12 protein-coding genes are annotated in these 12,440 nt (G+C 58.7%); 7 read left to right on the forward strand and 5 right to left on the reverse strand.

Annotation, left to right across the window (positions count from 1 at the left end; all coding sequences use genetic code 11):
* Positions 1-27 precede the first annotated feature (27 nt).
* A complete protein-coding gene (gene nhaB, locus AB4O16_RS02585) occupies positions 28-1,530 on the forward strand; it encodes a sodium/proton antiporter NhaB (protein WP_460156912.1) in 1,503 nt (500 codons plus the stop codon).
* 191 nt (positions 1,531-1,721) lie between these two features.
* On the opposite strand, the gene zwf is transcribed toward nhaB, so the two are convergent.
* Together zwf and gnd are read right to left on the reverse strand one after the other, a co-directional pair.
* Positions 1,722-3,236, reverse strand: coding sequence for a glucose-6-phosphate dehydrogenase (gene zwf, locus AB4O16_RS02590; protein WP_160385490.1), 1,515 nt, complete (start codon positions 3,234-3,236; stop codon positions 1,722-1,724).
* Positions 3,233-4,237: a phosphogluconate dehydrogenase (NAD(+)-dependent, decarboxylating) gene (gene gnd / locus AB4O16_RS02595; protein WP_371925820.1), complete on the reverse strand. Its 1,005-nt coding sequence runs from the start codon at positions 4,235-4,237 to the stop codon at positions 3,233-3,235. The genes zwf and gnd overlap by 4 nt, the downstream gene beginning before the upstream one ends.
* 249 nt (positions 4,238-4,486) lie before the next feature.
* Here gnd and AB4O16_RS02600 point away from each other — a divergent pair, with 249 nt between their 5' ends.
* The 3 genes from AB4O16_RS02600 to AB4O16_RS02610 all read left to right on the forward strand — a co-directional run bounded on the left by AB4O16_RS02600 (position 4,487) and on the right by AB4O16_RS02610 (position 6,971).
* Positions 4,487-4,669 carry a DUF6026 family protein gene (locus AB4O16_RS02600; RefSeq protein WP_160385488.1) on the forward strand — a complete coding sequence of 61 codons (183 nt, stop codon included), beginning with the start codon at positions 4,487-4,489 and terminating at the stop codon, positions 4,667-4,669.
* A 199-nt stretch (positions 4,670-4,868) separates the two neighbouring features.
* Positions 4,869-6,605 carry a phosphoethanolamine transferase CptA gene (locus AB4O16_RS02605; RefSeq protein WP_160385487.1) on the forward strand — a complete coding sequence of 579 codons (1,737 nt, stop codon included), beginning with the start codon at positions 4,869-4,871 and terminating at the stop codon, positions 6,603-6,605.
* A 156-nt stretch (positions 6,606-6,761) separates the two neighbouring features.
* Positions 6,762-6,971, forward strand: coding sequence for a hypothetical protein (locus tag AB4O16_RS02610; RefSeq protein WP_160385486.1), 210 nt, complete (start codon positions 6,762-6,764; stop codon positions 6,969-6,971).
* Positions 6,972-7,181: 210 nt separating this feature from the next.
* Here the strand turns inward: AB4O16_RS02610 and AB4O16_RS02615 are convergent, their stop codons facing one another.
* The 3 genes from AB4O16_RS02615 to zapE form a co-directional block, all read right to left on the reverse strand.
* A complete protein-coding gene (locus AB4O16_RS02615) occupies positions 7,182-7,673 on the reverse strand; it encodes a GNAT family N-acetyltransferase (protein WP_160385485.1) in 492 nt (163 codons plus the stop codon).
* 115 nt (positions 7,674-7,788) lie between these two features.
* Positions 7,789-8,370, reverse strand: coding sequence for a DinB family protein (locus tag AB4O16_RS02620; RefSeq protein ID WP_160385484.1), 582 nt, complete (start codon positions 8,368-8,370; stop codon positions 7,789-7,791).
* Between the two features lie 15 nt (positions 8,371-8,385).
* On the reverse strand, positions 8,386-9,504 hold the full coding sequence (gene zapE / locus AB4O16_RS02625; RefSeq protein ID WP_460156913.1) for a cell division protein ZapE: 1,119 nt from the start codon (positions 9,502-9,504) through the stop codon (positions 8,386-8,388).
* 156 nt (positions 9,505-9,660) lie between these two features.
* On the opposite strand from zapE, the gene AB4O16_RS02630 reads away from it, so the two are divergent.
* The 3 genes from AB4O16_RS02630 (at position 9,661) to AB4O16_RS02640 (ending at position 12,365) form a co-directional block, all read left to right on the forward strand.
* Positions 9,661-10,713, forward strand: a complete 1,053-nt coding sequence (locus AB4O16_RS02630; RefSeq protein WP_460156914.1) for an aldo/keto reductase — start codon at positions 9,661-9,663, stop codon at positions 10,711-10,713.
* 845 nt (positions 10,714-11,558) lie between these two features.
* Positions 11,559-12,098 carry a dihydrofolate reductase family protein gene (locus tag AB4O16_RS02635; protein WP_460156915.1) on the forward strand — a complete coding sequence of 180 codons (540 nt, stop codon included), beginning with the start codon at positions 11,559-11,561 and terminating at the stop codon, positions 12,096-12,098.
* Positions 12,099-12,155: 57 nt separating this feature from the next.
* Positions 12,156-12,365: a hypothetical protein gene (locus AB4O16_RS02640; protein ID WP_460156916.1), complete on the forward strand. Its 210-nt coding sequence runs from the start codon at positions 12,156-12,158 to the stop codon at positions 12,363-12,365.
* The last annotated feature ends 75 nt before the right edge of the window (positions 12,366-12,440 follow it).

The following is a 12,440-nucleotide window of genomic DNA, read 5'->3' on the forward strand; positions in this document are numbered from 1 at the left end:
CGCGCTTCTCAAGACAAGGAGCAGCCGATGTCCGGTTCAATGGCCCAGGCGTTCGCGCACAACTTTCTCGGGCACTCGCCCCGTTGGTACAAGGCCTGCATCGTCGGCTTTCTGATTCTCAATGCCCTGGTCCTGTGGACTGTCGGTCCGGTGGCCGCTGGCTGGCTGTTGGTGCTGGAGTTCATCTTCACCCTGGCCATGGCACTCAAGTGTTATCCGCTGATGCCCGGTGGACTGCTGTTGATTGAAGCCCTGCTGTTGAAGATGACCACGCCCCAGGCGCTGTATGACGAGTTGCTGCACAACTTCCCGGTGATCCTGTTGTTGATGTTCATGGTCGCCGGCATCTACTTCATGAAGGACTTGTTGCTCTACCTGTTCTCGCGCCTGCTGTTGGGGGTTCGCTCCAAGGCCTCGCTGGCCCTGATGTTCTGCTTCCTGTCGGCGTTTCTGTCGGCATTCCTCGATGCCCTGACCGTGACAGCCGTGATCATCAGTGCCGCCGTAGGCTTTTATTCGGTGTATCACCGCGTTGCCTCGGGCAACGACCCGCGCCAGGACAGCGAGTACAGCGACGACAAACACCTGCCGACCCTGCATCAGGGCGATCTCGAACAGTTCCGCGCCTTTCTGCGCAGCTTGCTGATGCACGGTGCCGTGGGTACCGCGCTGGGCGGTGTCTGTACGCTGGTCGGTGAACCGCAGAACCTGCTGATCGGCCATGAAATGGGGTGGCACTTCGCCGAGTTCTTCACCAAGGTTGCGCCGGTATCCCTGCCGGTACTGGTGGCAGGCTTGGTCACGTGCGTCCTTCTGGAAAAGCTGCGCTGGTTCGGATACGGCACGCTGTTGCCGGATAACGTCCGTGCGGTACTGGCCAACTACGCCGCCGAGGACGATGCCGAACGCACCACCCGCCAGCGGGCCGCACTCCTGGTGCAAGGCGCTGCCGCATTGATTCTGATTGCCGGCCTGGCGTTTCACATCGCCGAAGTGGGCTTGATCGGCTTGATGGTGATCGTGTTGATCACGGCGTTTACCGGGATTACCGACGAACACCGCCTGGGTACTGCATTCAAGGACGCCATGCCGTTTACCGCCTTGCTGGTGGTGTTCTTTGCCGTGGTCGCGGTGATTCACGACCAGCAACTGTTTTCCCCGCTGATCCACTGGGTACTGACGCTGCCGGCGGATCAACAACCGGGCATGCTGTTCATTGCCAACGGCCTTTTGTCCGCCATCAGCGACAACGTATTCGTGGCAACCATTTACATCACCGAAGTGAAGCGCGCCTTCATGGCCGGTGAGATGACCCGCGAACATTTCGAGACGCTGGCCATTGCGATCAACACCGGCACCAACCTGCCAAGCGTGGCGACACCCAACGGCCAGGCGGCGTTTCTGTTCCTGCTGACCTCGGCGATCGCACCGCTGGTGCGCCTGTCTTACGGGCGGATGGTGTGGATGGCGTTACCGTACACCGTGGTGATGGGTTTGCTGGGTTGGTATGCGGTGAGTTACTGGCTCTGACAGCGCCGAGCCCTTTGTGGTGGCTCCTACAGGTGAAGGTCACGCGGTGTTTTTGTAGGAGCTGGCTTGCCAGCGATGGTCGTTAACAATAACGCGTGTAACCTGGATAAACGCGGCGCACTTGAATCCATCGCCGGCAAGCCCTCTCGCCACAAAGGCTCGCTCCCACAAGGGTAAGGGGGAGGACTCCCTCATCCAAGGCGGTGCCAGACGCGACCGTCACGGGTGAGCAACTCTTCGCCGGCCTTGGGGCCGTTTTCTCCGGCAGCATAGCTCTGCACGCTGGAATCCTGGTGCCAGGCATCGAGAAACGGCTGCACGGCGCGCCAGCCGTTTTCGATGTTGTCGGCGCGCTGGAACAAGGTCTGGTCGCCAGTCAGGCAATCGTAGATCAGCGTTTCGTAGCCGGTGGACGGCTGCATCTCGAAGAAGTCCTTGTAGGCAAACCCCAGTTCGATGTTGTCCATTTTCAGGGCCTGACCGGGGCGCTTGGCCAACAAGTCGAACCACATGCCTTCGTTCGGCTGGATCTGAATGCGCAGATAGGTCGGCTGCAACTCATCGACCTCGGTATCGCGGAACTGCGCATAGGGTGCCGGTTTGAAACAGATGACGATCTCGGTGTCACGCACGCTCATGCGCTTGCCGGTGCGCAGGTAGAACGGCACCCCGACCCAACGCCAGTTGTCGATCATGACCTTGAGGGCCACATAGGTTTCGGTATTGCTGTCGGGCGCGACCTTGTCTTCCTGGCGATAGCCAGGCAGTGACTTGCCGTCGATCTCGCCCGCGGCGTATTGGCCGCGCACCGAATTGGCGCGGGCCTCCTCGACCGTCCAGGGCCTGATCGCGCCGACGACCTTGGCTTTCTCGCCACGCACCGCGTCGGCGCCAAACGCCGCCGGTGGCTCCATCGCCACCATCGCCAGCAACTGGAACAGGTGATTGGGCACCATGTCCCGCAGCGCGCCGGTGTGCTCATAAAAACTGCCACGGGTTTCCACGCCGACGGTTTCGGCGGCGGTGATCTGCACGTGGTCGATGTAGTGATTGTTCCAGAACGCTTCGAACAGGCTGTTGGAAAAACGGCTGACCAGAATGTTCTGTACCGTTTCCTTGCCCAGGTAATGGTCGATCCGATAGATCTGCTTTTCCGTCATGACCTTGAGCAGGCAGGCGTTCAAGGCTTCGGCCGTTTGCAGGTCGGAGCCGAAGGGCTTTTCGATCACCACCCTTCTGAACGCCTCTGGGGTTTCCTCCAGCAAGCCGGCGGCACCGAGTCGGCGCGCCACTTCACTGAAGAAACGCGGCGCGGTGGCCAGGTAGAACACCGCATTACCGGTTCCGCTGTCGGCGATTTTCGCCGCCAGCGCTTGATAAGTGCTGTCGTCCAGGAAATCGCCCTGGACATAGCTGATGCCTTTGGCAAGTCTGGACCAGACCGCTGGATCAAGGGTGTGGTCACCCTTGCCAGCCATCTCGCCGCGAATGAAGTCTTCGAGCTTTTGCGCAAAACCTTCATCGCTGATGGCGTTGTGGTCAACGCCGATGATCCGCAGTCCATCCCCGAGCAGGCCGTTGCGCTTGAGGTTATACAGCGCTGGCACCAACAGACGCTTGACCAGGTCGCCATGGGCGCCAAACAGAAACAGCGTCGTCGCGGGTGCGGGCTCGGCCTTGGATTTCCTGCGGATCGCGTGGGTCATTTTTTCGAGGTCTCCACATGGCCGCCGAAGCCGAAGCGCTGGGCCGAGAGCACCTTGTCGCCAAAGGTGCCCTGCCCGCGCGAACGGTAGCGCGAGAACAGCGAGTTCGACAGCACCGGCACCGGCACCGCTTGCTCCATGGCGGCTTCGATGGTCCATTGACCTTCACCGCTGTCGGCCACGGACCCGGAGAAACCGTCGAGTTTCGGATCGCTGGCCAGGGCGTCGGCCGTCAGGTCGAGCAACCACGAGGACACCACGCTGCCACGGCGCCAGACTTCGGCGATGTCGGCGACGTTCAGGTCGAAACGCTGGTCTTGCGGCAGGTTCTCGCTGTTTTTGGTCTTCAGAATGTCGAAGCCTTCTGCGAACGCCTGCATCATTCCGTATTCGATGCCGTTGTGGATCATCTTGACGAAATGCCCGGCGCCCGCAGGGCCTGCGTGAATGTAACCACGCTCGGCACGGTCGTCGTCGGACTTGCGGTCCTTGGTGCGCGGGATGTCACCCATGCCCGGAGCCAGGGTGGCGAACAGCGGGTCGAGACGCTTAACCGTCGCAGCATCGCCGCCGATCATCATGCAGTAACCACGCTCCAGGCCCCAGACACCGCCGGACGTACCGACGTCGATGTAATGCAGGCCTTTTTCCGACAGGGTCTTGGCCCGGCGGATATCGTCCTTATAGAAGGTGTTGCCGCCGTCGATGATGGTGTCGCCGGCTTCGAGCAAGGTGCCGAGGGTGTCGATGGTCTCTTCGGTCGGCGCGCCGGCCGGCAGCATGACCCAGATCGCACGCGGCTTGGCCAGGCCGGCGACCAGGGCCGGCAGATCGGCGACGCCGGTGGAACCCTCTGCGGCCAGGGCTTCGACAAAGGCGGTATTGCGGTCATAAACAACGGTGGTGTGCCCGTTGAGCATCAGGCGCCGTGCAATATTGCCGCCCATGCGGCCCAGTCCAATAATCCCGAGTTGCATGTGCTGATGCTCCCTACTACAAATAAAATGTGTGTCAAAGGTTATAGCCCAACGCGACTCATGAGGTTAGTCCAGAGCGTTGGCGTGAAGTTTCCGGGCATTGTGCCCGATCCTGATGGATAACGTCGCGAATCAAGCCGAAGACACAACGACAATGAAAAATAAAAAAGTTCCCTTTGGGGGCAAAAGAAATCAAAATTGGCGCCGATAGTAGATCAGCCGTTGATTTCGAGGCGGATCTACAGTTGAGACACGCCATTTGCGAGGTGAGCAATGGGCACAGTACACACCGCACTGCCAGCACAAACCCTTTACGTCACTATCCGTCGCGATGAATTGCGTCAGTTGAAGGACGAACGCGATCAATTGAAACAGGAGCTGGCGCAGTTGCGACTGCTGCTGCAAACGGGTCAGACGCAGCCCCTGGCTGTGACGCAACGCGCCCCACACGCCTGATTCCCTCGCTTCAAGCGGGAGCAGCCTGCACTGCTTCCGCACCGGCTTGCGCCCTGCCATCTCTGGCAACTCACGAAATTTTCACATTTGTTTCACGATAATTAGCCGTTTAAGGTCGCTTAATTGCGCGCGACCCTCGTTCGTCGTCCGCGATATTCAAGTCCCGGCGGTGGTAGTGAATTCTCGGCTGGAGCGCTGAATGTCTTTGTTCAAACGCAGCAAAACGACTGCGGCAGGTTTTGACTGGGCCGGATTCATCTGGCTGTTCGTATTCTTCTGGTACTTTTCCGGCATTACCCAACTGCTGATCCAGCTGACTGGCACCTCCGGCTTCACCGGTTTCCGCCAGGCCTTTGTCATGAGTGCGATCTGGCTCGCGCCGATGTTGCTGTTCCCCCGGCAAACCCGCGTCATGGCTGCCGTCATCGGCGTTGTGCTGTGGGCGTGCTCCATGGCGAGCCTGGGCTACTTCTTCATTTATCAGCAGGAGTTTTCCCAGAGCGTCATCTTCATCATGTTCGAGTCGAATGTGTCTGAAGCCGGCGAGTACATGACCCAGTACTTCGCCTGGTGGATGGTTCCGGCATTCCTGGCCCACACTGCGTTTGCCTGGTTCCTGTGGACGCGCCTGCGCCCGGTGTACCTGCCCCGTGGCAAGGCCATTGCGGCGGCCGTGGCCATCGTGGTGGCGGTGGTCGGTTATCCGCTGATCAAGCAGACCTCGCGCACCGGCAGTTTCGCTGAAGGCTTCGACAAGTTCGAAACCCGCATCGAGCCGGCAGTGCCATGGCAGATGGCCGTGGCCTATCACCGTTACCTGGAAACCCTGGCAGGCATGCAGGACATGCTCGACAGCGCCAGCAAGATTCCACCCCTGCACAACCTCAAGGACGCCATGGCCAACCAGCCTGCGACCCTGGTGCTGGTGATCGGTGAGTCCACCAACCGTCAGCGCATGAGCCTGTACGGTTATCCGCGGTCAACCACGCCGGAGCTGGACAAGCTCAAGGATCAACTGGACGTTTTCGACAACGTCATTACCCCGCGCCCCTACACCATTGAAGCGCTGCAGCAGGTCCTGACCTTCGCCGATGAAGAGAACCCGGACCTCTACCTGTCGACGCCATCGTTGGTCAGCATGATGAAACAGGCCGGTTACAAGACCTTCTGGATCACCAACCAGCAGACCATGACCAAGCGCAACACCATGCTCACGACCTTCTCCGAACAGGCTGACGAGCAGGTGTACCTGAACAACAACCGCAACCAGAACGCCGCCCAGTACGATGGCGACGTGATCGAGCCGTTCAACAAGGCCCTGGCGGATGCCGCGCCGCGCAAACTCATCGTCGTGCACCTGCTCGGCACGCACATGAGCTACCAGTACCGTTACCCGTCGACCTTCGACAAGTTCCAGGATCGCAATGGCGTGCCGGCCGGCGTACGTGACGATCAGGTGCCGACGTACAACAGCTATGACAATGCCGTGCTGTACAACGACTTCGTGGTGTCGAGCCTGATCAAGGACTACGCCAGGACCGATCCGAACGGCTTCTTGCTGTACCTCTCCGACCATGGCGAAGACGTGTTCGACTCCGCGGGCCACAACACGCTCGGGCGCAACGAAAACAAGCCGACGGCGCCGATGTACACCATTCCGTTCATGACCTGGGCTTCGCCGAAATGGCGGGCAAGCCATGACTGGAACGTCGCCGGTGATCTCTCGCGTCCGTACAGCAGTTCGCACCTGATCCACACCTGGGCCGATCTGGCGGGCCTGAGCTTCGATGAGCTCGATCACAGCAAAAGCCTGGTCAGCGACAGTTTCAAGGCCCGGCCACTGATGATCGGCAACCCGTATGAGCGCCAGCAACGGGCGTTGATCGACTTCAGCCTGATGAAGCCGAAAGCGCCCCCTACGGTCGTCCAGCAGTAATCCTTTCAGGGGCCGGTTCCGGCCCCTTTTTCATGCTGGTTTTCCAGCAACCGGAGTTAATTCCCTTTTAACGGAATCGGCGGATAATGCCATTTCGACACTGCTTCATAGATTCATGGACGAAAGGCATCCGACATCTGTAGTGGGAGGCAAACCATGAAACGCACCGCAATGATCCTCGCCGGCCTGATGGCCTTGGGTTCGACCAGCGCTTTTGCCGAAGGCGGAGCCGAACGCATGCGCTATTACTTCGAAAGCCTGCGGCTGGCCCAGCAAGCAGCGCTGGGCCACCCAGTCCAAAGCAACGAACTGCGGGTTCCGGACGATCAAACCGCACAAATGACTGAGACCTACAGACCGAAATGATCCTCTGGCTCTACAGTCGCAGAAGACCGTTTGGGCGTCCTGATGGACGCCCTTTTTTTGGGATTTCGCGGTCTCTGTAGGAGCTGGCTCGCCGGCGATGGTCGTCAACGATAACGCGTGTAACCCGGATAAACGCGGCGCACTGGAGTCCATCGCCGGCAAGCCGGCTCCTACAGGTGTTGCGTGAAAAACCCTTTTTCGGCTATCGGATCAGAGGCTCTTGGTCCAGAACAGCATCCGTCCATGGGCAGGATCGAACATGCCGGCGGCGAAACCGGCTTTTTCATAGGAGCCCTGCGCCACGGTGTTGCCTTCGAGCACTTCCAGGGTGAGCTTGCAGCAACCCCGCTGACGGGCGATGTCCTCGACCTTTTGCAGCATTTTCTGGCTCAAGCCCAGGCCGCGAAACTTTTTCACCACCGACACATCGTGAACATTGACCAACGGCCGGCAGGCAAAGGTCGAGAACCCCTCGAAGCAATTGACCAGGCCCGCCGGCTCGCCTCCGACGAAGGCCAGCACGCTGAAGGCGTGGGGACGCCTGGCCAGCTCTGCCGGCAGTTGCTCCAGCACATGCGCTGGCAACGACTGGCCACCCCCCATCGGGTCCTCGGCGTAGTGGTTCAATACCAGGCAAATAGCCTCGGCATGCACCGGATTGGTGTAGCTGGCCTGAAGCACAAGAATTTCTGCGGAGTCCATTTCCATCCTCGATCACACATGAAGTAGCCCCCAGCGTGTATTTCACGCTGAAGTGCCGGCCGACCATAGCGCGAGCACCGTGGTATCGACAATCGCAACCGCGTAATTCTTTGGTTCAAGCGCCCCAGATCAAGGCTTCGGTCCATCCCAGCTCGGCAAAATCCTCGGCCCGCAAGTGCGACTCGCCGGCGCAGAAAAATTCATCGAGTTGCGGTGGCTTGACCGAGGTGCCGCTGAGCATGGCGTGAACCTGACCGCGATGATGGATCTGGTGCTCGAACAAGTGGGACAGAAGGCGCAAACGGCTGTCGTGTTGCGGGGTGTCGCGGGCGATGGTGACGATTTTGCCGAGACTGGCATCGCGCAGTTGCTCGCAATAGGCGATCAACCGACGGTCGACCTGGGCCTGCTCACTGACGAGGTCGGTCGCGAGCAGGCAGGGTTCGTCTTCCTTGAAAAACACCTGGTAATCGGGATGCGGATCGTCGCCGCGCATTTCGCGCTCCAGTGCATCCACATAAAACCAGTCGCAGGTGAGGATGTGGTTGAGGGTGGCGCGGATGCCGGGAAAAAAGCTGACCCGGGGTGCGCTCAGTTCCTGCGCGGTCAATTGTCTCCAGGCCTTGGCCAGTCGGTGATTGGCCCAGGCGTTCTGATAGGCCATGGTCAGCAGATGGTGCGACAGGGGCTGATTCATGTGTGCTGCTCCCGATCAAACTTCGGCAAACCGTTGCAACTGCATTTCCTGCAATCGACTGAGGGTGCGACGGAACGGGAATTCCAGGTAACCCTCGGTGTACAGCGACGCCATCGGCACCTGCGCTTCAAGGTACAGCGGCACCTTGCGGTCATAGCACTCGTCCACCAGGGCAATGAACCGGCGCACACCGTCGTCATGCACCGACAACTGCGGCAACTCGCGGTCCCCCGCGTCCACCCGCTCGACACCGTCCTCGGTGCCGCGGGCAATGCGCCCGGCGCGTTTTTTCGCGCTGAGGTTGGGGACATCGCTCAATAGAATAGCGCTGTAGGTGTCGCACAGGGCGATGAAATCCATGGACGCGAAGGGTTGTTCGCACAGCGCCGGGTAGCGGGTCCAGAGCACGGTCGGGCTGGCTTCGACCACGTCCAGCGAGCGGTAACCGACCTGCACCGGCTGGCTCGATACCGACTGGCCGACGCTCAACGCCTGGAACACTTCACCCAGCGCGCCGGGCTTGCCGGGCTCGGCCACCCAATAGCGCTGCGAAGCGGCCCCCGGATGCAGGCGATGGTCTTCCCCGCCATCCACCGCGATCACCTGCATGTGTTGCTTGATCGCCGCGATGGCAGGCAGGAAACGATCACGATTGAAACCATCGGCGTACAACTGGTCCGGCGGCAGATTGGAGGTGCAGACCACCACCACGCCCTGCTCGAACATCACCTGGAACAGACGCCCGAGAATGATCGCGTCGCCGATGTCATTGACGAACAGTTCGTCGAAACACAGCACGCGAACCTCTTCGGCCAATTCACGGGCCAGCGCCTTGAGCGGGTCGGCGGTGCCGGTCAGTTGAAACGAGCGCTGGTGCACCCAGCCCATGAAGTGGTGAAAGTGCTGGCGCCGCGCCGGGACTTGCAGGCTTTGGTAGAACTGGTCCATCAACCAGGTCTTGCCCCGCCCCACCGGCCCCCAGAGGTACACGCCGGAAATGGACGAGCGGCCTTCGTGCAGTGCTTCGTGGCATTTTTGCAGCGCCCACACGGCATGTTCCTGGGCCTCGTCCTGGACGAAGCCCTTTTGTTCGATGGCGTGCTGCCAGGCGCTTAAGGGGGATTCGATAGTCATGGGCGGCAGTATGCCATTGTGGATTGCCAGCGCGACCATTGATCGGCGGTTTTGTGCAGGGAAGAAAAGTACCTTGACGATTTAAATTACCAGCATCATATTTAATACATGTCACACGACATCTATAAACCCGTCGCCCCTCTCTGGAGTCATCCCATGCATTACAAAGTTTTCGGTCGTAAAACCGGTTTGCGTGTTTCCGAATTGGCCCTGGGCGCCGGTAATTTCGGTACCGGTTGGGGCCATGGTGCCGAGCGTGACGAAGCCAGACGCATTTTTGATGGCTATCGGGAAGCCGGTGGAAACTTCATCGATACCGCCAATGGCTATCAGGGCGGGCAGTCCGAGGCCATGCTCAGCGAGTTCATCAATGTGGAACGCGACAGCCTGGTCATCGCCACCAAATACACCTTGGGGACTACACCGGCGGATGGCATTTCCCACACCGGCAACAGTCGCAAGAACATGGTGCGCGCCGTCGAAGAGAGCCTTAAACGGCTGAGGACTGATCACATCGACCTGTTCTGGGCCCACATGAGCGATGGCGTCACCCCCATGGAAGAGATCCTGCGCGGCTTCGATGATCTGGTCAGTGCCGGCAAGATCCACTACGCCGGGCTGTCGAACTTCCCCGCATGGCGCATCGCCCGCGCCGACCTTCTGGCCGAAATCCGGGGTTTTGCGCCGATTGCCGCGATCCAGGTCGAGTACAGCCTCGCCGAACGCAGTGCCGAACGTGAACAACTGCCGATGGCCGAAGCCCTGGGCCTGGCCGCGACCTTGTGGTCGCCATTGGGTGGCGGTTTCCTGACCGGCAAATACCGCAACACCGAAGGGGACAACCGCGCGAACAAGCTCGGCGTGTTGATTCATGCTGAAAAAAGCGCCCGCGAAACCGCTCTGCTCGACACCTTGATCGACGTCGCCACAGAGCTGGACGCCAGCCCGACCCACGTGGCCATTGCCTGGCTGCGGGAAAAGGCCAAACGCTCGGCCACCGCGCTGATTCCGATCCTCGGTTCCCGTACCCGTGAACAGCTGGACGCCACATTGGGCGCGCTGAATGTGCAGTTGAGCGCTGAGCAGTTGGCGCGACTGGATGGCGTCAGTGAAGTGGCCAAAGGGGTGCCGCACGAATCCATTTCCGGTTCGTTCGCGCGGTTCAGTGGTGGTCAGGTCCTCGACCTGCCGATCGTCCCAGTGGCCTGACGCAAATCAAACCTGTAGGAGCGAGCTTGCTCGCGATGAGGACCTGTCAGCCAACAGAGATGTTGAATGCAAGACCGTCATCGCGAGCAGGCTCAATATTCGCAGCATTAATCATGGGCCTGGCTCAGTTTGGTACCGTACTTCTCTACTGGATGCATGCACTAAACCTGGATTTCGATTCCCTTTTCCGTCAGAAAAAATGCCAGACATTATTTAGCGTACATGTATCATTAATAATCCATTACGGGCCTTAGTAGCGAAACCCATCCCATACAATAAAAAATAAAATAAGCAGCCACCATCAGACAAACAACATCCGCCCCCTGACTAGCCTCCCAACTCAAAAACAAACCCCATATTAGCTACTTTTATATAGTCTGGCGCGATCCAAGGAAACTCTGAATAAACCCACTCTTTTGCACAATGCCTGCTTGGAGCCCCCGTATTTCCAGAACTTATTTTTTGAATGCTGGACTTCTTCAGAACATTCCTACAGATCATTCATAAAAATAGGCTTTCCACCCCAGATTGCGGGGCCTTCGCAATATTTAGTTACTTTCTTATCATTTGATTTGCAATCTAAATAGTCAATCATAAATCCAACTGCAACAGACGCGCGGCGCCTAAAATTCAAAGTTAAAAATTCAACCACATCTTGTAATCAAGGACACTTCACAAGCAGCATAAGATATAAAGCTCCGCTGCCTCCCCACATCAGCACGCCAAGTAAAAACGGCATAATCTTCGCCAGCCTGAAATAAATGATCACCATTGCGCCTCGCCACTTCCAGAGTGACTCTGTATTTAAGGGTCATTTCCCACCTGCATGATTACAAGGAAAACACATGTCGACGCTGATCTATTACGTAGCTGCCACCCTGGATGGTTATATTGCCACTCAACAACACAAACTCGATTGGCTGGAGAACTTTGCGCTGGGGGATGACGCAACGGCCTATGATGATTTTTATCAGACGGTCGGAGCGGTGGTCATGGGATCGCAGACCTATGACTGGATCATGTCGAACGCTCCCGATGACTGGCCCTACCAGGATGTACCCGCCTTTGTCATGAGCAACCGGAATCGGTCAGCCCCCGCCAATCTGGATATCACCTTCGTACGCGGTCATGCCGGGGCCATCGTGGCCAGAGCCAGGCAAGCAGCGAAGGGCAAGAATGTCTGGCTGGTCGGTGGCGGCAAAACGGCAGCCTGTTTTGCCGACGCAGGGGAATTGCAACAGCTGTTCATCACCACCATTCCGATCTTTCTGGGCTCCGGCGTTCCCGTACTGCCCGTTGACCGCGCGCTTGCAGTCGTTCCCAGAAAACAACGTACGCTGCAGAGCGGTGCCATGGAATGCGTCATGGACGTGAAAGCGGATTAACGCCCACAAGACGATCGGGTATCAAAACTCGCAGCGTCGGCCCCTAGGGATAAACCAGTGAAGCGTTTGGTATTGAGTTTATGTTTGCTGACCGTTGTCACTCTGGCGAGTGTTCATGGAACAGGGATGGTGAAAACCGTCGCCCTGGCAGCCGCCGACGCTCGCAATATCAGATATCTGAATGTACGCAATAGCCTGGACGTCATCACCGCCGCCCACCACTCCACCGCGTCACCACGCCAGCCGCACGAATCCATTTCCGGTTAGTTTGCGCGGTTTAGTGGTGGTCAGATTCTCGACCTGCAAATCGTTCCAGTGGCCTGACGCAAATCAAAACTGTGG

This window comes from Pseudomonas sp. S2_H10, from assembly GCF_054668285.1.

Bases quoted from the DNA above. Each gene is read 5' to 3' on its own strand.
- nhaB (WP_460156912.1), top strand. From the start codon at position 28: ATGTCCGGTTCAATGGCCCAGGCGTTCGCGCACAACTTTCTCGGGCAC.
- zwf (WP_160385490.1), bottom strand. From the start codon at position 3,236: ATGACCCACGCGATCCGCAGGAAATCCAAGGCCGAGCCCGCACCCGCG.
- AB4O16_RS02600 (WP_160385488.1), top strand. From the start codon at position 4,487: ATGGGCACAGTACACACCGCACTGCCAGCACAAACCCTTTACGTCACT.
- AB4O16_RS02605 (WP_160385487.1), top strand. From the start codon at position 4,869: ATGTCTTTGTTCAAACGCAGCAAAACGACTGCGGCAGGTTTTGACTGG.
- AB4O16_RS02610 (WP_160385486.1), top strand. From the start codon at position 6,762: ATGAAACGCACCGCAATGATCCTCGCCGGCCTGATGGCCTTGGGTTCG.
- AB4O16_RS02615 (WP_160385485.1), bottom strand. From the start codon at position 7,673: ATGGACTCCGCAGAAATTCTTGTGCTTCAGGCCAGCTACACCAATCCG.
- AB4O16_RS02620 (WP_160385484.1), bottom strand. From the start codon at position 8,370: ATGAATCAGCCCCTGTCGCACCATCTGCTGACCATGGCCTATCAGAAC.
- zapE (WP_460156913.1), bottom strand. From the start codon at position 9,504: ATGACTATCGAATCCCCCTTAAGCGCCTGGCAGCACGCCATCGAACAA.
- AB4O16_RS02630 (WP_460156914.1), top strand. From the start codon at position 9,661: ATGCATTACAAAGTTTTCGGTCGTAAAACCGGTTTGCGTGTTTCCGAA.
- AB4O16_RS02635 (WP_460156915.1), top strand. From the start codon at position 11,559: ATGTCGACGCTGATCTATTACGTAGCTGCCACCCTGGATGGTTATATT.